19 protein-coding genes are annotated in these 24,235 nt (G+C 64.2%); 8 read left to right on the top strand and 11 right to left on the bottom strand.

Going from position 1 to position 24,235, the window contains the following annotated elements; translation table 11 throughout:
* Positions 1-166: 166 nt before the first annotated feature.
* The 4 genes from ACFQX9_RS28760 to ACFQX9_RS28745 all read right to left on the bottom strand — a co-directional run bounded on the left by ACFQX9_RS28760 (position 167) and on the right by ACFQX9_RS28745 (position 6,732).
* Positions 167-3,316 carry an efflux RND transporter permease subunit gene (locus ACFQX9_RS28760; RefSeq protein ID WP_085348880.1) on the bottom strand — a complete coding sequence of 1,050 codons (3,150 nt, stop codon included), beginning with the start codon at positions 3,314-3,316 and terminating at the stop codon, positions 167-169.
* Positions 3,316-4,245: an efflux RND transporter periplasmic adaptor subunit gene (locus ACFQX9_RS28755; protein WP_018456595.1), complete on the bottom strand. Its 930-nt coding sequence runs from the start codon at positions 4,243-4,245 to the stop codon at positions 3,316-3,318. The genes ACFQX9_RS28760 and ACFQX9_RS28755 overlap by 1 nt, the downstream gene beginning before the upstream one ends.
* A 158-nt stretch (positions 4,246-4,403) precedes the next feature.
* Positions 4,404-5,075: an OmpA family protein gene (locus ACFQX9_RS28750; protein WP_026233202.1), complete on the bottom strand. Its 672-nt coding sequence runs from the start codon at positions 5,073-5,075 to the stop codon at positions 4,404-4,406.
* Between the two features lie 145 nt (positions 5,076-5,220).
* Positions 5,221-6,732, bottom strand: coding sequence for a caspase family protein (locus ACFQX9_RS28745; RefSeq protein ID WP_377791214.1), 1,512 nt, complete (start codon positions 6,730-6,732; stop codon positions 5,221-5,223).
* 383 nt (positions 6,733-7,115) lie between these two features.
* Between ACFQX9_RS28745 and ACFQX9_RS28740 the strand changes: the two genes are divergently transcribed.
* Positions 7,116-7,922, top strand: coding sequence for an N-acyl homoserine lactonase family protein (locus ACFQX9_RS28740; protein ID WP_377791213.1), 807 nt, complete (start codon positions 7,116-7,118; stop codon positions 7,920-7,922).
* Here the strand turns inward: ACFQX9_RS28740 and ACFQX9_RS28735 are convergent, their stop codons facing one another.
* Positions 7,923-8,465 (bottom strand): MarR family winged helix-turn-helix transcriptional regulator, encoded by a 543-nt coding sequence (locus ACFQX9_RS28735; protein WP_018456591.1) that lies wholly within the window; start codon positions 8,463-8,465, stop codon positions 7,923-7,925.
* Between the two features lie 109 nt (positions 8,466-8,574).
* On the opposite strand from ACFQX9_RS28735, the gene ACFQX9_RS28730 reads away from it, so the two are divergent.
* The 5 genes from ACFQX9_RS28730 to fahA all read left to right on the top strand — a co-directional run bounded on the left by ACFQX9_RS28730 (position 8,575) and on the right by fahA (position 14,227).
* Complete coding sequence (locus tag ACFQX9_RS28730) at positions 8,575-10,215, top strand: FAD-dependent oxidoreductase (RefSeq protein ID WP_377791212.1); 1,641 nt, start codon at positions 8,575-8,577, stop codon at positions 10,213-10,215.
* 13 nt (positions 10,216-10,228) lie between these two features.
* Complete coding sequence (locus ACFQX9_RS28725) at positions 10,229-10,450, top strand: DUF2783 domain-containing protein (protein WP_027515089.1); 222 nt, start codon at positions 10,229-10,231, stop codon at positions 10,448-10,450.
* Between the two features lie 25 nt (positions 10,451-10,475).
* Positions 10,476-11,438, top strand: a complete 963-nt coding sequence (locus ACFQX9_RS28720; protein WP_377791211.1) for an MBL fold metallo-hydrolase — start codon at positions 10,476-10,478, stop codon at positions 11,436-11,438.
* The gene (hmgA, locus tag ACFQX9_RS28715) at positions 11,435-12,781 is read left to right on the top strand and encodes a homogentisate 1,2-dioxygenase (RefSeq protein WP_377791210.1); all 1,347 of its coding nucleotides are present in this window, start codon (positions 11,435-11,437) and stop codon (positions 12,779-12,781) included. The genes ACFQX9_RS28720 and hmgA overlap by 4 nt, the downstream gene beginning before the upstream one ends.
* Before the next feature lie 174 nt (positions 12,782-12,955).
* On the top strand, positions 12,956-14,227 hold the full coding sequence (gene fahA / locus ACFQX9_RS28710; RefSeq protein WP_377791209.1) for a fumarylacetoacetase: 1,272 nt from the start codon (positions 12,956-12,958) through the stop codon (positions 14,225-14,227).
* Positions 14,228-14,361: 134 nt separating this feature from the next.
* Here the strand turns inward: fahA and ACFQX9_RS28705 are convergent, their stop codons facing one another.
* Both ACFQX9_RS28705 and ACFQX9_RS28700 read right to left on the bottom strand, forming a co-directional pair.
* On the bottom strand, positions 14,362-14,673 hold the full coding sequence (locus ACFQX9_RS28705) for a DUF1272 domain-containing protein (protein WP_018456585.1): 312 nt from the start codon (positions 14,671-14,673) through the stop codon (positions 14,362-14,364).
* A gap of 74 nt (positions 14,674-14,747) precedes the next feature.
* Positions 14,748-15,227: an Lrp/AsnC family transcriptional regulator gene (locus ACFQX9_RS28700; RefSeq protein WP_018456584.1), complete on the bottom strand. Its 480-nt coding sequence runs from the start codon at positions 15,225-15,227 to the stop codon at positions 14,748-14,750.
* Positions 15,228-15,348: 121 nt separating this feature from the next.
* Between ACFQX9_RS28700 and hppD the strand changes: the two genes are divergently transcribed.
* Positions 15,349-16,464 carry a 4-hydroxyphenylpyruvate dioxygenase gene (gene hppD / locus ACFQX9_RS28695; protein WP_018456583.1) on the top strand — a complete coding sequence of 372 codons (1,116 nt, stop codon included), beginning with the start codon at positions 15,349-15,351 and terminating at the stop codon, positions 16,462-16,464.
* A 205-nt stretch (positions 16,465-16,669) separates the two neighbouring features.
* On the opposite strand, the gene ACFQX9_RS28690 is transcribed toward hppD, so the two are convergent.
* The 4 genes from ACFQX9_RS28690 to ACFQX9_RS28675 form a co-directional block, all read right to left on the bottom strand.
* The gene (locus ACFQX9_RS28690) at positions 16,670-17,782 is read right to left on the bottom strand and encodes a CaiB/BaiF CoA-transferase family protein (protein ID WP_026233200.1); all 1,113 of its coding nucleotides are present in this window, start codon (positions 17,780-17,782) and stop codon (positions 16,670-16,672) included.
* A gap of 210 nt (positions 17,783-17,992) precedes the next feature.
* A complete protein-coding gene (locus ACFQX9_RS28685; RefSeq protein WP_247474479.1) occupies positions 17,993-18,793 on the bottom strand; it encodes a xanthine dehydrogenase family protein subunit M in 801 nt (266 codons plus the stop codon).
* Positions 18,794-18,806: 13 nt separating this feature from the next.
* Complete coding sequence (locus ACFQX9_RS28680; protein WP_377791208.1) at positions 18,807-21,149, bottom strand: xanthine dehydrogenase family protein molybdopterin-binding subunit; 2,343 nt, start codon at positions 21,147-21,149, stop codon at positions 18,807-18,809.
* Positions 21,150-21,233: 84 nt separating this feature from the next.
* Positions 21,234-21,719 (bottom strand): (2Fe-2S)-binding protein, encoded by a 486-nt coding sequence (locus ACFQX9_RS28675; RefSeq protein WP_377791207.1) that lies wholly within the window; start codon positions 21,717-21,719, stop codon positions 21,234-21,236.
* Positions 21,720-22,063: 344 nt separating this feature from the next.
* Here ACFQX9_RS28675 and ACFQX9_RS28670 point away from each other — a divergent pair, with 344 nt between their 5' ends.
* Positions 22,064-24,103, top strand: a complete 2,040-nt coding sequence (locus ACFQX9_RS28670) for a methyl-accepting chemotaxis protein (RefSeq protein ID WP_377791206.1) — start codon at positions 22,064-22,066, stop codon at positions 24,101-24,103.
* Positions 24,104-24,235 lie beyond the last annotated feature (132 nt).

The raw sequence follows: 24,235 nt of genomic DNA, 5'->3' as shown, positions 1-24,235 counted from the left end.
AGTTCGTCGGAAGAGTCCCAACTCGCGACCCACGCTTTAACGACCTCGATCGGCACAGCACGACCGGTACGTCTGAATGCCTGGTAGCGAAGACGATCCTCCGCTATGTCGGGTTCTCGGATGGCGCTCGCTGAACTGCCTCGTGTGCTTGACGCTGGTGCCACATCTACTCCGCCGCAGGGTGCACGATATTCTTCGGCCGCGGCATCGCTTCGGCCGGCGCAGCTCCGTGATGACTTGCGCCCTCCGCATCTTCGCTGTGCACGACCAGCCGCTTGGCGAAGCGCCAGATCAGGGCGCCGAGATCGTCCATCACCATGAACATCGCGGGCACGAACACCAGCGACAGGATGGTCGAGAAGATTAGGCCACCGATCACCGCGAGCGCCATCGGCGAGCGGAACTCGCCGCCCGCGCCGACCGCGAGCGCGCTGGGCATCATGCCCGCGGCCATCGCGATCGTGGTCATCACGATCGGGCGAGCGCGTTTCATGCCTGCGTCGATCATGGCTTCTTCGCGCGGTGTGCCGGCGTGAATGGATTCGATGGCGAATTCCACCAGCATGATCGCGTTCTTGGTGACGATGCCCATCAGCATCAGGATGCCGATCCACACTGGAGTCGTGAGCTGCTTGCCGGTGATCAGCAGGGCCGCGATCGCGCCGCCGATCGAGAGCGGAAGCGAGAACAGGATGGTGATCGGCTGCAGGAAAGTGCCGAACAGCAGCACCAGAACGGCGTAGACCATCATCAGGCCCGCCGTGATCGCGGTGGCAAAGCCTTCGGACAGTTCGTTCAGGCTTTCGGCGTCGCCGGAGGGGGAGACCTTCACGCCCTTCGGACGGCTCTTCATGACCGGCAGATCGTAGATCTTCTTGGTGGCGTCGCCGAGCGCGGCGGAGCCGACGAGATCGGCCGCGACGGTCGCCTGTCGCTCGCGATCGTAACGGTTGATGCTGGTCGGACCCTGGTCGAGCTTGACGTCGGCGATGACGGACAGCGGCACGCCGCCCTTCTCGCCGTGCTCGCCGAGCGGCACGCGCAACTGTTCGAGCGTCTTCAGATTGCCGCGCGCGGCATCCTCGAGCTGCACTCGGATCGGCACCAGACGGTCGCCAACGTCGAACTTGGCAAGCGCGGGGCCGACGTCGCCGATGGTGGCGACGCGGATGGTCTGCGATAGGCTTTCGGTTGAGACGCCGAGCCGTGCGGCGAGATCGGCGCGCGGTTCGACGCGCAGCTCGGGCCGCTCCAGCGTGGTTTCCGAGATCACGTTGGAGATGGTGGGAATCCGCTTCATCTGCGTCGCGAGTTCGCTGGCGACGTTGTTGACGATGTTGGCGTCTGCGCCGGTCACGACCAGCGAGATGGCGCGCAGGCCGTTCTCGTCGAGGAACCAGAAGCGGATGTCTGGAATGTTCTCCAGCTCCTGGCTGATCGAGAATTCGAGCTCGCGCTGGGTGATGTCGCGGCTGTCCTTGGGCGTGTAATTGATGATCAAGGCGGCGCGCCGGACTTCCTGGGTCCCCGGTGGAACGCGGCCGCCGTCGACGAAGATGCTCTTCACCTCGGGCCGCTTGCGCAGGCGCGCCACGATGTCTTCGGTGACTTTTTCGGTGTAGGCGAGCTGCGTGCCCGGCGGCAGCTCGAGCGCAACCAACGAGCGCGAGCTGTCCTGCGCCGGCAGGAAACCCTGCGGCAGCAGCGTAATGCTCCAGATCGAGGCGGCGAAGACGCCGAAGCCGACCAGCACCGTAATGAAATAGTGCTTCACCGACCAGGCCACGAGCCTGTGATAGGACCGCAGCACGCGGCCGGGCGGCGGCTCTTGGTGATTGCTATGTTTGAGGAAGTAGGCGGCGAGCACCGGCGTGACGAAGCGCGCCGCGAGCAGCGAGAAGAACACCTGTACCGAGACGGTGATGCCGAACTGCTTGAAGAACTGTCCGGCGATGCCCGACATGAAGCTCGCGGGCGCGAAGATTGCGATGATCGTCAGCGAGATCGCGATCACCGCGAGGCCGATCTCGTCGGCGGCTTCCAGGGCGGCACGATAGGGCGACTTGCCCATGTTCATGTGCCTGACGATGTTCTCGATCTCGACGATGGCGTCGTCGACCAGAATACCCGTCGACAGCGTGATGGCGAGGAAGCTGACGAGGTTGAGCGAGAAGCCGAGCAGGTCCATCGCCCAGAATGCCGGGAAGATCGACAACGGCAGCGAGATCGCGGCGATGATGGTGGCGCGCAGGTCGCGCAGGAACAACAGCACGATGACGACGGCGAGGATGGCGCCTTCGAACAGGGTCGAGATCGCCGCGTGGTAATTGCCATTGGTATATTCGACCGAAGTGTCGATCACCTTCAGGTCGACGTCGGGATAAGTTGCCTTGAGCGTGTCGATGCGCTTCTGCACGGCCTCGGCGACCTTCACGTCGCTGGCACCCTTGGAGCGCTTGATGCCGAGCGCGACGATCGGCTCGCCGTTGAAGCGGGCGAAGGTACGGCGGTCTGCGATGGTGTCGGTGACGGTGCCGAGATCGTCGAGCCGGACCTCGCCGCCGCCGAACAGCGGAATCATGGTGCCGGCGAGATCGCTCAGCGTCTTGGCGCCGGCGAGGGTGCGGATCGCCTGGTCGTTCTTGCCGATCTCGGCGCGGCCGCCGGCGACGTCGACATTGGTGCCGCGCAGGCTCTGGCTGACGTTGACGGCCGTCAGCCCCATCGATTGCAGGCGGTCGGGATCGAGCGAGACCAGGATCTCGCGCTCGACACCGCCGATGCGCTCGACCTGGGCGACGCCGCGCACGCCTTGCAGCGCGCGCTTGACCACGTCGTCGACGAAATAGGAGAGCTGCTCCGGCGTCTTGCCGGGCGAGATCGCGGCATAGGTGACGATCGGCAGGCCGATGACATCGACGCGCTGGATCAGCGGCTCGGTGACGTTCTGTGGCAGGTTCGAGCGCACGCGCGTCACCGCGTCCTTGACGTCGTTGAGCGCGCGGTCGGTGTTGGTTTCCAGCGCGAACTGGATTGTCGTCACCGACAGGCCGTCGGTGATCTGCGAGGTGATGTGCCTGACCCCTTCGACACCGGAGACGGCGTCTTCAACCGTCTTGGTGACCTGGGATTCGAGCTCGGCGGGTGCCGCGCCGAACTGCGATACCGCGACCGAGATCACGGGAATGTCGGCCGAGGGTAGCCGCGTCACCGCGAGCTTGGTGAAGGACACCCAGCCGAGGATCAGGAGGATGATGGAAAATACGACCGACGGCAGCGGATTGCGGATCGACCATGCCGAGATATTGAGAGCCATCAGCGTACCCGCGTGCGATCGAGTTCATCAGCGAACATGGTCTTGATCTGGTCGCCATCATGCAGCGAAGAGCCGGCGTCGGCGACGACGATCTCGCCGACATTGAGGCCTTCCAGGATTTCCGTCGCGCTGTCCGAAGACAGCCCGACCCGTACCTTGCGCGTCTCGACAATGTTGCTCTTGACGACCTGCACGGTGAGATGGTCGATCGCGGTCTTGGGAACCGCGACGCCGCAGCTTCGCTTGGCGTCGATCGAGGCGCGGGCGAACACGCCGACTTTCAGCGAGGGATTGTTGGTGACGCTGATGCGCACGCGGCCGAGCTGGGTGGCGCGATCGATTTCGGGCGCGACTAGCCTGACCCGCCCGATCAAATCGGGCGCGTCGTCGCGGCTGATGCGCACGGTCGCGCCGGAGCTGAGCTTGGCCATGTGCACCGCGGGCACCTGCGCGTCCAGCTCGATCTCGTTGTTGACGGCGATACGGAACATCGGGCCGGCCTGCGGCGAGGCCGGCGCGCCGACGATGGTGCGGACCTCGGTGACGAGGCCCGGCGCAGAGGCCTTCAGCGAGACCGGACCTTGCGGGCCGGGCCGCGGCGGCTGGCCCGGAATCTGGGGCGGTGCGGTCAGGCGCGCCAGCTCCTGATTGTCGGTGACGAGGGTGCCTTCGGTGACGAAGAGGTCGGTGACCCTGGATCCCTCCTGGTCGGCGACGACCACGGCTTCGCGGCGCGGCACGAAGAAGCCGGTCACTCGGACCAGGTCGGAGAAGCAGGCATTGGTCGACTTGGTCACGATGACCAGCGCCTCGCTCGGCGTTTCCTTGGGCTCGGCGCGGTGCCGGTGCTCGAACAGATAATAGCCGACGCCGAGCGCGACGACGAAGATCACCGTTCCGGCTGGCTTGAGATATTGGGAGAGGTTCATTGCCGGATCGTCCTGGCCTGGCTCACGGCCATCCGCGCGCGGCCCATGGAGAGCGTTTCCCTGAAATAAAGCAGCGTCCCGCAAGGCTGCGGGACGCGCGCTGGAAGCGAGACTTTACACCACATCACGACTTGTCACTTCAAAGGATTACGTCGTGGTCACTTCGATGCGGTAGTCTTGTTTTCCATGTTGACGACCTGCACGCGACGATTGACTTCCGCCATCGGCTGGGCCGGGTCCTTCAGCTTGCTCTTGCCGTAGCCGACCGTGACGAGGTCGGTCGCGGAGATGCTGTATTTGTCGACCAAATAGCGCTTGATCGAATCCGCGCGGCGCTCCGACAGATCCTGATTATAGCTCTCGCTTCCGGCGGCGTCAGTATGGCCGGCGACCACGAAGGTCGAGCCTTTCAGGTCGGGGCTGGTCAGCGCGCGGCCGAGCGCCTGGACCGAGGCAAGCGATTTGGCGCTGATATTGGCCGAGTTGTAGTCGAACGTGATTTCCAGATCGATGTTCGGCTTGTCCTTGGCCGCCGACGCGATTTCTTCACGCTCGGTCGACGACAGCGACCGTGTCGAGCGGCCGCGCACGGACTGGATCAGCTTGGTCTCCGTGGCACTCGGTGCGGGATCGGCCTGCGGAGCGATCGAGAGGCCGCGGGTCAGCGGCTTCTTCGGCGGCGGCGCCAGCGCGCGGACGATCTCGTCCTCGGTGACGTTCTTGCTGTTGCCGTCGTCGGCTGCGAATGCCAGCGGGATCGTCAGCGACAGCGCGGCGCCGACGGTGATGATGGACAGGATTGCGGTAAGTCCCTTTGCAGCCAATCTCATAGCCAGTCCCTCCTGCGCAGCCAGCTGGTGCGGTTCGAAAATCCTGCAATAAGCCCCCCGAAAGGACGGCCTGCGGCATCCGTTCGATTAGTCTTCGCCGGGCCGTCGCGGGTTCGAGGCACATCGGCCCCGATTCAAAAAAATATCAACGCACTCCGTAGCTTGCGAATTCCTGAACAATGTTCGGGTCCATCGCCTTGGCATTGGCGATGTCGAGCGCGCCCTCTTGGGCCGAGCCATTGCGCTGCTTGGCGATCCCGCGTCCGAACAGCGAGGAGGTCAAGCGCGGATTGATCCTCAGGGCGGCCTCGAAATCGGCGATAGCGTTCTTGACCGCCCCCGATTTCAGATTGACGAGCCCCCGGCTGTCCAGCGCGTCGACGAAGTTCGGTCGCAGCCGCAGGGCCTCGTTGCAATCCTTCAGCGCGCCCTGGAGGTCGCCGACCACGGTGCGGGTCCAGCAGCGATTGTTCAACGCCTCGACGTCCTTCGGGTTGATCCGGAGCGTCTCGTCAAAATCCTTGATGGCCAGGCTGTAGGCGCCCTTGCTGGCATAGACCTGACCGCGCCGGTAAAGCGCGTTCACGTCATCCGGATTGGCCGCGATCTTGGCGGTCAGCCCCTTGATGGTGGGGTCCTCGGCCAGGGCGGCCGCACTCGGCCCGCTCTCCATGCTCGGAGCGGTGGCGGGATCGGCCGGAATCACAGGCGGAGGCGGCGGCGGTGCCGGCGGCAAGGCAGCCTCGACCTGCGGCTTCGGTGACGGAGCGGGCGCAGCCACCGTCTCGGCCGGTTTCGGCGGCGGAGGCGGTGAAGGTGCGGGTGGAGTCGGCGGCGGGTTGTTGGCGACGACCGGCGGCGGGGGAGGCGCAGGTGGCGGCGTGGTGGTCGGGCGCGACCCGCCGGCCCCTGGAATGAACGAGAAATCCTCGGCCAGTGATGAGGATATCCACGGCACCTGCTCGCCCCTGGAGGCGCGGGTGACGCCCATCTTGGTGCGGTTCAGCGTCTCCTCGGCCATCAGGTCGGGGACGCGGATTTCCTTGAGGAGTTCCTGGACGAACAGGCTGTGCTCGCCGCCGGCGTCCGAGACCACCGAGGCCAGCGCCGCCGAATACATCACCAGCGTGCCGTTCGGCGCTATGACGGGGGTGAGGCCGGCCGAGAAGCTGCGGAACCGACGCTCGAACGGATTGCGCCTGGAGGCGTCGACAAGCGCGATCTTGACGCCGGCGCCGCGGGTGTTGAGCTCGCCGAGCACGGTTTCGAGGCTGATGCCGTCGCGCCGCACGTCGGATTCGGTCCAGATCTGCGCATCGATCGGCAGCAAATAGCTCTGCCGCGCGGACTGGATGCCGAAGCCGCTGAAGAACACCAGTGCCACCGACCCCGGCTTGATCTTGCCGTAGAGCTTGTCGAAGGCGCGGCGCATGCCGTCGCCGGTCAGGTTCTCACCGATCTCGACGGAAAAGCCGTCGCGCTTGAGCTCGTCGGCGACGTCGCGCGCGTCGTTGAGCGGTTCCTTCAGGGGAGCGTCGGCGTCCGGATATTTGGCATTGCCGATGACCAGCGCAAAGCGATCGCCGGCCGCAAGTGACGGAGCGGTCGGGATGAGCGACGCGAGCAAGGATAGAACGAAAAGCAGGCGAATTTTCATAATTAGCGCGATCCAGCCAAAAAGGCGCCGTTTCCAGCTTGCGCCGCGGCGACCTTAACTTACGCAATGTGCATTATCAAACCGGGGGAGGGGGGCGTCAACCGCTTGCGGATTCGGCGCTATCGCGACAATTGACCGCGACGCATGGGCATGTTGCGGGGGAATAAACGGGCGGTCATGATCGCACGCGATGCATTCTGGTTGTCATGCTGGTTGTCATTGCGGCTGCAAATTAGGGCAGCCATGGCGACAACAATGTGATTGGTCTCACATTGCGGACGGGCCTCCTTCAACCTGCGGTGTTTGACCTTTGCGGTGGACGATGGCTTGGTGCGGTCGATCGCCGCTGAAGGTGCATCCACAAAAAGAGCAAGATCAAAACCATGGGAAACGCCTACGAAATCTACGCACTGCGCTATGCGACGATGTCGCCGCGCACGCCCCACATGAACTTCCTCGCGCCCGACCCGCATGACAGCGCGGCGCAGGATCTCGACTATTTCGTCTGGTTGATCCGCGGCAACGGCCGCGACATCCTGGTCGATACCGGCTTCAATGCCGAGGAAGCGTCCGCGCGGGCGCGCAAGCTGACGCTCAATCCGGTCGACGCGCTGGAGCGCTTTGGTGTCGCGGCAGCGAGCATTCGCGACATCATCGTGACGCATCTGCATTACGACCATGCCGGCAATCTCGACCGCTTCCCGAACGCCCGCTTCCATCTCCAGGAGCGCGAGATGGCCTACGCGACGGGGCGCTGCATGTGCAACGGACTGCTGCGACATCCGTTCTCGGTCGAGCACGTCACCCAGATGGTCCGCCATGTCTATGGCGAGCGCGTCAATTTCTATTCCGGCGACGGCGAGGTCGCGCCCGGCATCACCTTGCACCGCGTCGGCGGCCATTCGGACGGCTTGCAGGTGGTCAGAGTCGAGACCGCGCGCGGACCGGTGGTGCTGGCGTCCGATGCCGCGCATTATTACGCCAATCTCCAGCGCAGAAGCCCATTCCCGATCGTCTACAATGTCGGCGACATGGCGGTTGGCTGGGAGACCATCGAGCGCCTCGCCGGCCATCCTGACCGGTTCATTCCCGGCCATGATCCGATCGTGACGGAGATCTATCCGCGCGCCAGCGACAAGGTCGATGTCTGGGCGCTGCATTTGCCGCCGTCGCGATCATTTGCGAAGTGATCAATACGCCTGCTTGGCGTCGGCCTCTTCGCTGGTCTGGATCAAATCGAGGCTCTGTTCGATCTTGCCGAGCAGCGTCGATAGCTGTTTGCGCTCCTGCGCGGTGAGGCAGGCGAGGATCTCGTCTTCCCGCCGCAGCAATTGCGGAAACAGCTCCTCGTAGAGCGTGCGGCCTTTCCTGGTCAGTCGGAGGCGGAATTCGCGACGGTCGGCTTCGTTCTCGACGCGCTCGATCAAACCCTGGTGCAGCAACATGGTCACCGCGCGGCTGATCGTGGATTTGTGCGTGCGGGTGCATTGCGCGACGTACTGCGCGCTGCAGGCATCGTTGCGGAAGCCGAGCGTCGCGATCACGCGCCAGGCGGGGATGTCGAGGCCGTGACGCTCCTGATATTCGACGGCGAGTGCGGAACTCACCTCCGCGGCGAGCCGGTTGAGGCGGAACGGCACGAACCTGAACAGGTCGAGCCGTGTTTTTGGCCGCGGTGAAGCCTCATCGGCCTCGCGTGTCTTCAGCGCGATGTCGCTGGATGTCCTCGCCAAGGAGAGCGCTCCGAATTCCAGTTGACGGCCGGCCGGCTCCGGTCCAAAATAGTTGCACGTGAGACTATTAGCAGATCAGGCCTCTCCTGACCAGAGCCGAGGTTAGCGCATGGCGAAGGCCAATACGCATCAGGCCAAAACCCAGTTCGGCTATCGCCGCCACCCCGATCAGGATCGTCCCGGCCAGAGCTCGGCCGAGCATCCCGTGGTGATCGTGGGCGCTGGCCCGGTCGGGCTGTCGCTTGCGATCGACCTTGCCCAACGCGGCCAGCGCGTCGTTCTTCTGGATGACGCCGACCGCATCGGAGAGGGCTCCCGCGCGATCTGCTTCTCGAAACGCTCGCTGGAATATTGGGACCGGCTCGGCGTCGGCGACCGCATGGTCGACAAGGGCGTGGTCTGGAGCGTCGGCCGCATCTTCCACGGCGAGCAGCAGCTCTACCAGTTCAATCTACTGCCGGAGGACGGTCACAAGCGGCCGGCCTTCATCAATCTCCAGCAATATTACGCCGAAGCCTATCTGGTCGACCGCATCAGCGAGCTGCCCGAGATCAATTTGCGCTGGCGCAACAAGGTGACGGCGCTGGAGAGCCGCAACGATTCCGTCGCGCTGACGATAGAGACGCCGGAGGGCGCCTATCGCCTGCACGCGCAATATGTCGTCGCCTGCGACGGCGCGCGCTCGTCGCTGCGGCAGATGGTGGGCGCGGACTTCGCCGGACAGGTGTTCGAGGACCAGTTCCTGATCGCCGACGTCAAGATGACCGCGGAATTCCCGACCGAGCGCTGGTTCTGGTTCGATCCGCCGTTTCATGCGGGACGTTCGGCGCTGCTGCACCGACAGCCCGACGATGTCTGGCGCATCGACCTTCAGCTCAATCGTTATGCCGACCCCGTCGTCGAGAAGAAGCCCGAGAACGTGCGGCCGCGGATTGCGCGCATGCTCGGCCACGACAAGTTCGAGTTCGAGTGGATCTCGCTTTACAAATTCCAGTGCCGGCGGATGGATCGCTTCGTCCATGGCCGCGTGATCTTTGCAGGCGATTCCGCGCACCAGGTCTCGCCCTTCGGCGCGCGCGGCGCCAATTCGGGACTCGAGGACGCCGAGAATCTCTCCTGGAAGCTCGACCGCGTGCTGCGCGGCGCCTCACCCGCGAGCCTGCTCGAGAGCTATCACGTCGAGCGCAGTCTGGCGGCCGACGAGAACATCCGCGAATCCACCCGCTCGACCGATTTCATGGCGCCGAACTCGCATCAGGAAGCGCGGCTGCGCAAGGCGGTGCTGTCGCTGGCCAAGGAAACGGAATTCGGCAAGCGCATGGTCAATGGCGGGCGGCTCTCGGTGCCGTGCAGCTATGACTCGCCGCTGTCATCGCCGGATGCGGATGCGTGGCGCGGTGGCCCGCTCCCGGGTTGTTCGATGCTCGATGCTCCCGTTACGACGCGCGCGGGCGAGCAAGCCTATTTGACGGATGCATTCCGCAAGGGTGGAACAGACTTCACCTTGCTGTCGTTCGGCAACGGCGCGGCGATCGATGCGCCTGTTGGTGTGAAGGACATCTGCATCGGCGGTGAGGACGGGCTCGCAGATCCGGCAGGGCTCACTGCAAAGCGCTATGATGCGGAACCAGGCTCAGCCTACCTATTAAGGCCGGACGGTTACGTTGCGGCGCGCTTCCGCCACCCCACGCGCGCTGGCGTCGCGGCAGCGCTGTCACGGGCGCAGGGCTTGAATCAAGAATTTGCTTGAATTGAGGACTCGCATGCCGCTCTCCACCAGCTCCAACTTCGCGCGACCCGACGACGCCTTTCGCGCCATTGTGGAGGCGCATCGTGGCTTCACCGACGAGCAGAGCGCGGACTTCGACGCGGCGCTGGTACTGATCCTCGCCAACCATATCGGCGATATCGACGTGCTGCGGGAGGCGATCCTCCTCGCCAAGCGGCGCATGATCGACGGCCAGCAGCAGCAGCAACAACAATAGCCCCAAAGACTTGAAGGATGAATTGATGGCGAAGAACTTCGCATCCACCGGCGACCTCTCCGAGAAGAAGATCACCTTCTCCGAGATTGGCACCGATCTCTACGCCTTCACCGCGGAGGGCGATCCGAACACCGCGATCATCGTCGGCGACGACGGCTGCCTGGTGTTCGACGCGCAATCGACGCCGGCGATGGCCAACAAGGTGATCGAGCGCGTCCGTGCCGTCACCGACAAACCGATCAAATATGTCGTGCTGTCGCATTATCACGCCGTGCGCGTGCTCGGCGCCTCCGCCTACAAGGCGCAGGGCATCGTCGCCTCGCAGGAGACCTATCGCCTCATCGAGGAGCGTGGCCAGCAGGATTGGGATTCCGAGTACGGCCGCTTCCCGCGCCTGTTTCAGGACGCATCGAGCATACCCGGCCTGACCTGGCCGACGCTGACCTTCGAAGGCGAGATGTCGATCTATCTCGGCAAGCGCGAGGTACGCCTGATGCAGCTTGGCGCCGGCCATACCTCGGGCGACATCGTCGCCTGGGTGCCGGATGCCGAGGTGATGTTCTCCGGTGACCTGATCGAATACCACTCGGCCTGCTATTGTGGCGACGCACACCTGCGCGAATGGCCGCTGACGCTGAACGAGATCCGTCACTTCAATCCCAAGGCGATCGCGCCGGGCCGCGGCGATGCGTTGAAGGGTGTCGCCACGGTGCGCGAAGCCATCGCGATGACGCGCGACTTCGTCACCTCGCTCTACGGCGCCGCCGAAATCTCGGTCGCCAAGGGCCGCACGCTGAAGGAATCGATGGCCGCGACGCGCGAGGTCATGGATCCGAAATTTTCGAGCTTCGCCATCTACGAGCACTGTCTGCCGTTCAACGTATCTCGCGCCTATGACGAGGCGTCGGGGATCGACGACCCCGTGATCTGGACCGACAAGCGCGACCAGGAGATGTGGGCCGCCCTGCAAGGAGGAGGATCATCATGAACATCAACACCTCGCCCGATCAGATCATTCGCAGCACGGCCCAGGTCACGCCGGGCTACATGTCCGGCTTCGGCAACAGTTTCGAGACCGAAGCGCTGCCGGGCGCGCTGCCGATCGGACGCAACTCGCCGCAGCGCTGTGCCTACGGCCTCTATGCCGAGCAGCTCTCCGGCTCGCCCTTCACGGCGCCGCGCGGCAGCAACGAGCGCTCATGGCTCTATCGCATTCGCCCGTCGGTGAAACACTCGGGTCGTTTCGAGAAGGTCGACCGCGGCCTGTGGCGTTCGGCACCGTGCCACGAAAACGACCTGCCGATCGCGCAATTGCGCTGGGATCCGGCGCCGATCCCGAAGGAGGACATGACCTTCCTTCAGGGCGTGCAGACCATGACCACCGCCGGTGACGTCAACACCCAGGCCGGCATGGCCGCCCACGTCTATCTCATCACCAAATCGATGGTGGACCAGCACTTCTACAATGCCGACGGCGAGCTGATGTTCGTGCTGCAGCAGGGCAATCTTCGCATCGTCACCGAGTTCGGCCGCATCGACGCCGAGCCCGGCGAGATCGTGGTGATCCCGCGCGGCGTCAAGTTCCGGGTGGAGATTCCGAGCGGACCGGCGCGTGGCTATCTCTGCGAAAACTACGGCGGCGCCTTCACGCTGCCGGAGCGCGGGCCGATCGGCGCCAACTGCCTCGCCAATGCCCGCGACTTCCTGACGCCGGTCGCGCACTACGAGGACAAGGACTCACCGACCGAGCTGTTCGTGAAATGGGGCGGATCGTTGTTCAGGACGCAGTTGCCCCACTCGCCGATCGACGTCGTCGCCTGGCACGGCAATTATGCGCCGTATAAATATGATCTGCGCACCTTCTCGCCGGTCGGCGCGATCGGCTTCGATCATCCCGATCCCTCGATCTTCACCGTGCTGACCTCGCCGTCGGAGACCGCGGGCACGGCGAATATCGACTTCGTGATCTTCCCCGAGCGCTGGATGGTCGCCGACAACACCTTCCGCCCGCCGTGGTATCACATGAACATCATGAGCGAGTTCATGGGCCTGATCTACGGCGTGTACGACGCCAAGCCGCAAGGTTTTGTGCCGGGCGGCATGAGTTTGCACAATTGCATGCTGCCGCACGGCCCCGATCGCGATGCCTTCGAGCACGCCAGCAACGGCGAGCTGAAGCCGGTCAAGCTGACCGGCACCATGGCCTTCATGTTCGAGACCCGCTACGCGCAGCGCGTCACCGCGCACGCCGCGAATTCCGCGACGTTGCAGCATGACTACGCGGATTGCTGGAAGGGCCTCGAGAAGCGGTTCGATCCGAGCAAGCCGTAAGCTTCTTACCCTCTCCCCTTGTGGGAGAGGGTGGCTCGCCGCATAGCGGCGAGACGGGTGAGGGGTTCTATCCGCGCGTGAACCTCTCCTTCGGACTCGCGGACAGATACCCCTCATCCGGCGCTTCGCGCCACCTTCTCCCACAAGGGGAGAAGGGAAAGACCGAGCCAAGTGATGCCACATCCCAACGACCCCAGCCTCCGCTCCTTCATCGGCGTCGATCCCGCCTCCGATTTTCCGATCCAGAACCTGCCTTATGGTGTGTTCTCGACCGCGGCCAATCCGACGCCGCGCGTCGGCGTGGCGATCGGCGACTATGTGCTCGATCTCTGGGAGCTTGAGCAGGACTCGCGGCTCGACGTGGGGCCGCTCGGCGTGTTCTCGACGCCGTCGCTCAATGCTTTCATGGCCTTGGGGCCAAAGGTCTGGACGAAGACGCGGGCGCGGATCAGCGAACTCCTGCGCGCCGATCATCCCGAGCTGCGCGACAACGAGGAGTTGCGCAAGCAGGCCTTGGTGCCGATACGCGACGCAAGATTGCATCTGCCGTTTGCGGTCTCCGGCTACACCGATTTCTATTCGTCGAAAGAACACGCCACCAATGTCGGCGTCATGTTCCGCGGCAAGGACAATGCACTGCAGCCGAACTGGCTGCATATGCCGATCGCTTACAACGGCCGTGCCTCGACTGTCGTGGTCTCCGGCACGAAGGTGAAGCGCCCGCGCGGGCAGCTCAAGCCGCCGAATGTGGAGGCGCCGAGCTTCGGACCGTGCAAGCGGCTCGATTTCGAGCTGGAGATGGGCGTGGTGGTCGGCCAGCCGTCGCCAATGGGCGGCATGCTCACGGAGCCGCAAGCCGAGGAGATGATCTTCGGCTTCGTGCTGCTCAACGACTGGAGCGCGCGCGATATCCAGCAATGGGAATATGTGCCGCTCGGGCCGTTCCTCGCCAAGGCGTTCGCGACCTCGATCAGTCCGTGGGTGGTGACGCGCGAGGCGCTGGAGCCATTCCGCCTCAACGGGCCGCAGCAGGAGCCGGTGCCGCTCGACTACCTCAAGCAGGGCAAGCCGCAGAACTACGATCTCGAACTCGACGTCTCCTTGCGCGCCGCCGGAGCCAACGCGCCCGCCGGCATCAGCCGCACCAACTTCAAATACATGTACTGGTCGTCGGTGCAGCAGCTGATGCACCACGCCTCCTCCGGCTGCGCCATGAATGTCGGCGATCTCCTCGGCAGCGGCACCATTTCCGGTCCGGAGAAGAACCAGCGCGGCAGCCTGCTGGAGATCAGCTGGAACGGCACCGAGCCGATCGAATTGCCCGGCGGCGCCAAGCGGTCGTTCCTGGAAGACGGCGACAGCCTCGTCATGCGCGGCTGGTGCCAGGGCGAAGGCTATCGCGTTGGTTTTGGCGAGGTCGAGGGGACGATTTTGGCGGCGGAGTGATTGCTGGGAAGCGATGCGACGCTCTATCCACATTCTCCGTCATTGCGAGCGTAGCGAAGCAATCCAGAGTCTTTCCGCAGTGGCAGTCTGGATTGCTTCGTCGCAAGGGCTCCTCGCAATGACATGGTGAGAGTCTACCGCTTCTCCGGCGGCACCTCACGTAACCGCGCGCAATGCGTCGCGACGTCCTCCAGACTGTACTTCAGATGCACCCGCTTGTCCGACGGCGCCTGGTTGGTCGTGCACACGCCCGGTCGCCATTCCTGCGTGGGCCTGATCGGGCGCGGCGCAAAACCGCCGCCGCAGTTCGGGCAGACGTTGGAGAGTTTCGTCTCCACGCAGTCCGCACAGAACGTGCATTCATAGGAACAGATCCGCGCATCGGTTGCGTTCGGGGGCAGATCGCGGTCGCAATATTCGCAGTTCGGTCGAAGCTGGAGGGCCATGGCTCAATCTCCGCAGATTGGCCGGGATCATCGCAGATCGCGCGCGCAGCGCGAATGCCGGATTTCCCTCGATTTCAGCCGGGCTTGATTTCCTTCAGCGGCAGACGCGTGCTTTCCTTCAGCCTGTCGAGCACGATCGAGGAGCGCACATGCGCGACGCTCTGGTGCGGCATCAGCACGTCGTTGACGAGGTTGGAGAGGCCCTTGAGGTCGTGCAGCACGGCCTTGAGCACGTAGTCGGCGTCGCCTGTCAGCGAGTAGGCCTCCTGGATCTCGTCGATGCGGTTGACCAGAGTCCGAAACCGCTTGGAATTGTCCGGCGAGTGGGTCGCCAGCGTCACCTGGATGAAGGCGACCACGCCGAAGCCGAGCGCCTCGCTGGAGAGATCGGCATGATAGCCCGCAATGACCTTCTCCTCTTCCAGCCGCATCCGCCGGCGCGAGCATTGCGAGGCCGAGAGGCCTGCGAGGTCGGCGAGCTCCTGGTTGGTGAGACGGCCGTCGTCCTGGAGCGCGCCCAGGATCTTGAGGTCGAAGGCATCCACCAAAGTCATGCGCGTTTCACCCACTTCATGCACAAACTGTGCATACGTTAATCAAAAGCCGTCTCATTTGCACGCCCCTTGCGCGTCCCATGAAGGATAGTTCCTCTCAGCAGCAATTTGGGAGAACACCATGGGTCCGTTTCCGCACGATGCACCGCCGGCCACGATCAGCGCCGAGAATCCGATGGGCACCGACGGGTTCGAGTTCGTCGAATATGCGCATCCCAATCCGCAAGAGTTGCACGCCTTGTTCAAGCTGATGGGCTATGTGCCCGTCGCGCGGCACAGAACGAAGAAGATCACGGTTTATCGCCAGGGCGACATCAATTACCTCGTCAACGAGGAGCCCGGCACCCAGGGTCACGATTTCGTCGCCGCGCACGGCCCCTGTGCGCCGTCGATGGCGTTTCGCGTCGTCGATGCGAAGAAGGCCTATGACCGCGCGATTTCGCTCGGTGCCGAACCTGCCGATGCGTCCTCCGCGCAGAAGACGCTCGACGTCCCCGCGATCAAGGGCATCGGCGGCAGCCTGCTCTATTTCGCTGATCGCTATGGCGCCAAGGGATCGGCCTATGACAGCGAGTTCGAATGGCTGGGTGCGCGCGATCCGCGTCCTGCCGGCGCCGGCCTGTTCTATCTCGATCACCTCACCCACAACGTCCACCGCGGCCGCATGGACGTGTGGACGGGCTTCTACGAGAAGCTCTTCAATTTCCGCCAGATCCGCTTCTTCGACATCGAGGGCCGCGCCTCGGGCCTGTTCTCGCGCGCGCTGACCAGCCCCGACGGCAAGATCCGGATTCCGATCAACGAGGACGCCGGCGATTCCGGGCAGATCGAGGAATATCTCAATATCTATCGCGGCGAGGGCATCCAGCACATCGCCTGCGGCTGCCGCGACATCTACCGCACCATCGAGGACTTGCGCGAGGCCGGTCTGCCCTTCATGCCAGCGCCGCCCGCGACCTATTTCGAGCGGATCGACGCGCGGTTGCCGAAGCATGGCGAGGACATCGCGCGGCTGCAGAAGAACGGCATCCTGATCGACGGCGAAGGCGTAGTCGACGGCGGCCAGACCAAGGTGCTGCTGCAGATCTTCTCGGCCAACGCGATCGGCCCGATCTTCTTCGAGTTCATCCAGCGCAAGGGCGACGACGGTTTCGGCGAAGGCAATTTCAAGGCGCTGTTCGAATCGATCGAGGAGGACCAGATCCGGCGCGGGGTGCTGAAGGTGGATGCGGCGTAGGCGGCCGTTGTCTGGAACGCGGTGGCATTAAGTGCCGCCGTCGTCCTGGCGAAAGCCAGGACCAATTACCCCAGGGAGCGGTCATTGGGCGAACTGGTAACTCCGAGTCTTCGTCAAACCGCGTTGGTGGCTATGGGTCTTGGCCCCCGTGCGCAATTGCGCACTAGGCCAGGACGACCCGGAGTGTGATGCGACAGCGGAGGACTTAACGCTCCGCCTTCCAGGCTTTGGTCACCGCGCCGATCTCCGCCACTTCCGGCTCGCGCACCGCCGATGGAGTCCGCGAAAAGCGCGGCGCCGGCGCCGGCTGCTTCACGCCGTGGCGCTCGACGAAGACGTTGCGGGCGACCATGTGCGGATGCTCGGTCGCTTCCGACATGGTCAGCACCGGCGCGAAGCAGATGTCGGTGCCTTCCATAATCTTGCACCAGTCCTCGCGCGTCTTGCTCTTGAACACCGTCTTCAGTTTTTCCTTCAGCGCGGGCCAAGCCTTGCGGTCCATCTGCGCATCGAAATCGGGGTCGGTCAGGCCGGCGTGCTCGCGCAGCAGCGCGTAGAATTGCGGCTCGATCGAGCCGATCGAGACGAAATGGCCGCAGGCGCATTCGTAGACGCCGTAGAAATGTGCGCCGCCGTCGAGAAAGTTCTCGTTGCGGCCTTCGGTCCAGCGGCCGAGCGTGGTCATGTCGAAGAAGAACGACATCAGCGATGCCGCGCCGTCGCACATCGCGGCATCGACGACCTGGCCCTTGCCTGACCGCGAGGCCTCCAGCAGCGCCGCAAGCACGCCGACCACGAGATAGAGCGCGCCGCCGCCGAAATCGCCGACCAGGTTGAGCGGCGGCACCGGCGCTTCCTTCGTGCCGATCGCGGCGAGCGCGCCGGTGATGGAGATGTAGTTGATGTCGTGGCCGGCGGCATTGGCGAGCGGGCCTTGCTGGCCCCAGCCGGTCATGCGGCCGTAGACCAGCTTTGGATTGCGCGCGAGCACCACGTCAGGCCCGAGACCGAGCCGCTCCATCACGCCGGGACGGAAACCCTCGACCAGCGCGTCGGCATTCGCAAGCAGATCGAGTACCTCCGCGATCGCCGCCTGGTCCTTGAGGTCGAGCTCGACCACCTTGCGGCCGCGGCCTGCGACCGACTTCATGTTCTTCCTGGCGCCGACCCGATCGAGCGTGACGATTTCGGCGCCCATGTCGGCCAGCATCATGCAGGCGAACGGGCCCGGTCCAATGCCGGCGAATTCAACGATGCGGAAGCCCGACAGCGGGCCGGAGGTGCGGACGGAGGAGTTTTGGGCTGATTGATCGAGCACGTGTTTGTTTCCTCGGATCCAAGGCGCATATTGCCGATGGTCGGCAAGCGCCAAGGCGTTCCTCTGCGGGGCGAGTTAATTGGCCGATTAACTTTTCTCGCCTTCACGCCAGTGAGGCAAGCGGTTTTCATGTCGCGTGGCTAAAATAAAACGGCGCGCACCGAAGTGCGCGCCGCGGAAAATTTGCGTCGAGGCGCTAAGGCGCGATGATCAGCGAGCGGCAGCCACCGCGCGCTGCGCCATCACCTTGATGAGGTTGGCGCGGTACTCCGCCGTGCCGTGGATGTCGGCCAGCAGATTGCTCGCCGAAATGCTCACGCCGTCGATCGCCGACGGTGACCAGTTCGCCTTCAGCGCCGCTTCGATGGCCGGGACCCGCATCACGCCGCCTTGCGAGGCGCCGGTGGCGGCCACCCGAATCTCGCCCGACTTCGTCTGCGCGACGAACACGCCGGTCAGCGCAAAGCGAGACGCAGGATGGCGCATCTTTTCGTAGCCAGCCTTCGCCGGAACCGGGAACGACACGGCGGTGATGAGCTCGCCGTCCTCCAGCGCGGTCGTGAACATGCCCTGGAAAAAGTCATCCGCCGTAATCGACCGCTTGTTGGTCTTCACGGTGGCGCCGAGCGCGAGCAGCGCGGCGGGAAAATCCGCGGCGGGATCGTTGTTGGCGATCGAGCCGCCGATCGTGCCGCGATAGCGCACGGCGGGGTCGCCGAGCACCGAAGTGAGATAGGCAATTGCGGGAATCGCCTTCTTCACGTCGGCATTCTGCATGATGTCGAAATAGGTCGTGCCGGCCTTGATGGTCAGCACGTCGCCCGAGAGCTCGACGCCCTGCAGCTCCTTGATCTTGCCGAGGTCGATGACGTCGGACGGACTGGCGAGGCGTTGCTTCATCACCGGCAGCAGCGTCTGGCCGCCGGCGAGGAACTTGGCTTCGCTGCTCTTGGAGAACAGGCTGACGGCTTCGTCAACCGAGGACGCGCGATGATAAACGGTCTGGTACATCTTCGTTCCTCCCTTAAGCCGCGTGGATCGTGCGCCACACCCTGTCCGGGGTTGCGGGCATTTCCAGATTGTTCTTGCCGATCGCATCCGTGATCGCATTGATCACGGCCGCTGACGCCCCGATCGCACCGGCCTCACCGCAACCCTTGATGCCGAGCGGATTGCCCGGGCACAGCGTCGTGGTGTGGGAGAGGTTGAACGAGGGAACGTCGTCGGCGCGCGGCATGGCGTAGTCCATGAACGAGGCCGTGACCGGCTGCCCGTTGGCGTCGTAGATCGCGTGCTCGAGCAACGCTTGTCCGATGCCTTGCACAAGACCGCCATGGACCTGGCCCTCGACGATCATCGGGTTGATCAAACGGCCGAAATCGTCGGCCGCGACGAAGTTGACGAAGGAGGTCTTGCCGGTGCCGGGATCGACCTCGAGCTCGCAGATATATGTGCCGGCCGGGAAGGTGAAGTTGGTCGGATCGTAGAAGGCGCTTTCCTTCAGGCCCGGCTCCATCCCGTCGGGCAGATTGTGCGCGGTATAGGCCGCGAGTGCGACCATCGGGAAGGCGATCGCCTTGTCGGTGCCGGCGACCTTGAACTCGCCGTTCTCGATGACGATGTCGCCTTCCGAGGCTTCCAGCGCATGCGCGGCGATCTTCTTGGCCTTGGATTCCATCTTCTCCATGGCCTTCAGGATCGCGGTGAGGCCGACGGCGGCCGAGCGCGAGCCATAGGTGCCCATGCCGAACTGCACCTTGTCGGTGTCGCCATGGACGATCGAGACCTGACTGATGGGAACGCCGAGGCGTTCGGCTACGAGCTGGCAGAACGTGGTCTCGTGACCCTGGCCGTGGCTGTGTGATCCCGTCAGGACCTCGATGGTGCCGACCGGGTTGACGCGGACTTCGGCGGACTCCCAAAGACCGACGCCGGCGCCCAGGCTGCCGACGGCCTTCGACGGCGCGATGCCGCAGGCCTCGATGTAGCAGGACACGCCGATGCCGCGCAGCTTGCCGTCGGCCTTCGCCTTGGCCTTGCGCCCGGCAAAGCCGGCATAGTCGATCGCCTTCATCGCGGCGTCGAGCGAGGCGTTAAAGTCGCCGGTGTCATAAGCCATGATCACCGGCGTCTGGTGCGGGAACTGGGTGATGAAGTTGGTCCGGCGCAGCGCGGCCGGATCGACTTTCAACTGCCGCGCCGCCGTCTCCATCAGACGTTCGATCAGATAGCTCGCCTCGGGGCGGCCGGCACCGCGATAGGCGTCGACCGGCGTGGTGTTGGTGTAGACCCCGACCACCTCGGCATGGATCGCCGGGATGTTGTACTGGCCCGACAGCAGCGTCGCGTAGAGATAGGTCGGCACCGACGACGAGAACAGCGACATGTAGGCGCCGAAATTGGCGTAGGTCTTCACCTTCAATCCGGTGATCTTGTTGTTGGCGTCGAACGCCATCTCGGCGTGGGTGACGTGGTCGCGGCCATGCGCATCGGTGAGGAAGGCTTCGGTGCGGTCGCCGGTCCATTTCACGGGACGGCCGACCTTCTTCGAGGCCCACAGCGCCACCATCTCTTCGGGATAGATGAAGATCTTGGAGCCGAAGCCGCCGCCGACGTCGGGTGCGATCACGCGCAGCTTGTGCTCGGGTGCAATGTTGTAGAACGCCGACAGCACGAGGCGGGCGACGTGCGGATTCTGCGACGTCGTGTAGAGCGTGAAATGCTCTTCCGCCGAATCGTAATCGGCAATTGCCGCGCGCGGCTCCATCGCGTTCGGCGCGAGACGGTTGTTGGTGACGTCGAGCTTCACCACGTTGGCGGCCTTGTCGAAGGCGGCATCGGTGGCGCCCTCGTCGCCGATCACCCAGTCATAAACCTGGTTGCCGGGAGCTTCGGGATGCAGCTGCGGCGCGCCGGACTTGATCGCGGCGTGGACGTCGGCGACCGCGGGCAGCTCTTCATAGTTCACGACCACGGCTTCGGCCGCGTCGCGTGCGAGATTCTTGGTCTCGGCGATCACGACTGCGACGGCCTGACCGACGAAGCGCACGGTCTCCGGCGCCATTGCCGGCCATGCGCCCATCTTCATCGGGCTGCCGTCCTTGGAGGTGATGGCCCAGCCGCAGATCAGGTTACCGACCTTGTCGTCGACGATTTGCTGACCGGTCAGCACAGCGACCACGCCCGGCATCTTCAGCGCCTCGGCGGGATCGATCCCCTTCACCTTGGCATGCGCGTGCGGGCTGCGGATGAAATGGGCATGGGTCATGCCCTGCAATTTGATGTCGTCGACGTAGCGGCCCTTGCCGGTAATGAAACGCTTGTCTTCCTTGCGCACGACGCTCGCGCCAATGCCTTCAACGCCCATGTCTGGTCCTCCCGACCGGAATTTGTCTTGACCGCGCTTTCCCTCGAAAGCGGCGGCGATCGTTCTTATTTCGAGGCGGGCCGCTTACTCGGCCGCCTGCGAGACCTTCATGCGGCCTGCCGCATCCAGCACGGCTTTGACGATGTTGTGGTACCCAGTGCAGCGGCAGATATTGCCTTCGAGCTCGTGGCGGACGGTGGCCTCGTCGAGCTGGCCACCATAGCGGTGCACGATGTCGATCGCCGACATGATCATGCCCGGCGTGCAATAGCCGCACTGCAGGCCGTGATTGTCGCGGAAGGCCGCTTGCATCGGGTGCAGCTCGTCGCCCTTGGCGATGCCTTCGATCGTGGTGATGCTGGCGCCGTCGGCCTGTCCTGCCAGCATGGTGCAGGATTTGATCGCCTTGCCGTCTATATGGACGACGCAGGCGCCGCACTGGCTGGTGTCGCAGCCGACATGGGTTCCGGTGAGGTTGAGGTGGTCCCGCAGCAGCTGTACCAGCAGCGTGCGGTCCTCGACGTCGACGGCAACGGCCTTGCCGTTCACCGTCAGTTTGACTGTAGACACGGCTGAAGTCCTCCCGGGATCGATTTTGATTGTTTCTAATTAGAGACAGCGACCCGGAACTTTGCAACTACGATTTTGGTCGCCCGCGTCATGGAAAAGTCATTGATCCAGAATGCCCAACATTGGTTTGGGGGGCGAGTCGGCCGGATCGGGTTGCGGCGCCGGGGCGCCAGCTGGGATGCCAGCGTCCATATCGCCCATCCGGCTCGCCTTGGCCGATAGAGCCGGAAACTCTGCGGGCGCACCGAATTTACCGCCCCTTATCGATTCTGCCTTAGTTTTGCGCAGCCAGGTCAGGGGGCGGGGCGCCACCGGATCTCGGCTGAATGAAAATGGGGGTGGGAATGTCCGGGCGTATCGCGTCGTCGTCGAAGCGCACAATAATGCCGACCCTCAGGTTCCGCGCCAAGATCATTCTGGGCTTTGCCGCGGTGCTGGTGATCTCCGCCGGCAGCATGGCCTTCTCCTATTTTGGCTTCGAGCGGGTCTCGTCCGGGGTCGGGTCCTACCGCACCAGTGTCACCGAGGCCGATCTCGCCCGTAACATCGACCGGGAGCTGCTCGCCTATCGCTCGGCCGTCAGATATTTCGTCGTCACCGGCAAGGAGGACGACGCCAAGACGGCGCTGGACGCGGAGACCGGCCTGAAGAGCGCCATCGACCAGGCGGTCAAGAGCGCCAAGAAGCCGGCGCGGCAGGAAAGTCTGGACAAGCTCGCCAAGGAGTTTTCAAACTTCTCCGCGACCTTCGCGAAAGTCCTCCAGGCCAAGCGTGACAGCGCGCTGCTGGTGCAGAACCAGCTCATGCGCAACGCCAACCTCCTGAAATACAAGCTCGACGACATCGGCAACAATGCCTCCGATTCCGAGGCGCAGGCGATCGAGTTCGGGACCAAGCAGGTCAATGCCCAATTCCAGACCGCGAGCGGGGCGGCGACCAATTTCGTGCTGACGTCCGACCAGGCGATCGCAACCAGCGCGCTGGCGCGGTTGAAATTCGTCGAGAACTCGCTCAACGCGGTCTATTCCATGGACGACAAGATCGTCGCCGGCCTGAAGGACGCCAAGGGATTGCTCGGTGCCTATCGGGAATCGCTGGAGAAACTGATAGCCAACGCCAAGATGATCGACGAGCTCGTCACCGAGATGAGCGGCTCGGCCGGCGCGATCCTTCAGGGTGCCACCGCCATGAAGGCGGACCTCGTTGCCGAGCAGCAGCGGTTGGAGTCCGAATCGGAAGCGACCATCGGGAAGACCGAGCAACTGGTGCTGATGCTGGCCGTCGGCGGTACGCTGCTCGGCGCGGTCCTCGCTTTCCTGCTCGGCACCGGCATTTCGCGTCCGATGATTGCGATGTGCAAGGCGATGCGCGAGCTCGCCTCGGGCAATTTCGACGTCGTGCTGCCGGGCCTCGGCCGCAGGGACGAGATCGGCGAGATGGCCGGCGCGGTCGAAGAATTCAAGGTGCAGGCCGTGGCCAAGGCCGAGCGCGACGCCGCCGCCAACGAACTTCAGAACAGGGAGCAGGCCGCAAGCCGTCGTTCCGAGCTGATTCGTTTCGCCGATGATTTCGAGAGCGCGGTTGGTGCCATCGTCTCCAACGTCTCGGCTTCCGCCGTGCAGCTGGAATCGGCGGCCTCGACGCTGACCCGCACCGCCGAGACCACCCAGAGCCTGTCGAGCCAGGTCGCCGACGTCTCCGAGCAGGCCTCCAGCAACATGCAGTCGGTGGCGACCGCGACCGAAGAGCTCTCGGCCTCGGTCGAGGAGATCGGCCGCCAGGTCCGCGATTCCAGCCGCATTGCCGAAGCTGCCGTGGTGCAGGCAAAGGAGACCGATAATCGCATCGGCAAGCTCTCGCATGCCGCCCAGCAGATCGGCGAAGTCGTCAAGCTCATCACGGCGATCGCCGAGCAGACCAATCTTCTGGCTCTGAACGCGACCATCGAGGCGGCACGCGCCGGCGAAGCCGGCCGCGGCTTTGCAGTGGTCGCCAGCGAAGTGAAGTCGCTGGCGAGCCAGACCGCGAAGGCCACCGACGAGATCTCCTCGCACATCACGGGCATGCAAGGCGCCACGGCCGAGTCGGTTGCGGCGATCAAGGAGATCGGCGCCACCATCGGCCAGATCTCGTCGATCTCGACCTCGATTGCGAGCGCGGTGGAGCAGCAGGGCGCGGCGACGCAGGAAATCGCGCGCAGCGTCCAGACCGTCGCGCAGGGCACTCAGACCGCCGCCACCGACATCGGCCAGGTCAACCGCGGCGCCGCCGAAACCGGCTCGGCCTCGGAAGAGGTGCTGCACTCGGCCAAGACGCTGTCGTCCGAAAGCACCCGCCTGCGCGCCGAGCTCGACCGCTTCATGGGGAATATCCGGGCGGCGTAGCGCTCGACCTTCGCGCCACGCCTCCGCCGTCGTCCTGGCGAAAGCCAGGAGGTGGATTCACACTCGAAGTGCAACAGTTGAGAGGAGAAGGCCTCGGCCGGGGTTCTGAAGTCAAGGCATTTGCGCGGGGTG

The sequence above is a fragment of the Bradyrhizobium sp. GCM10028915 genome (genome assembly GCF_042666195.1).
Taxonomy (GTDB): Bacteria; Pseudomonadota; Alphaproteobacteria; order Rhizobiales; family Xanthobacteraceae; genus Bradyrhizobium; species Bradyrhizobium canariense_D.
Note: the sequence above shows the minus strand (reverse complement) of the source record. Positions and strands in the feature narration are given on the sequence as shown.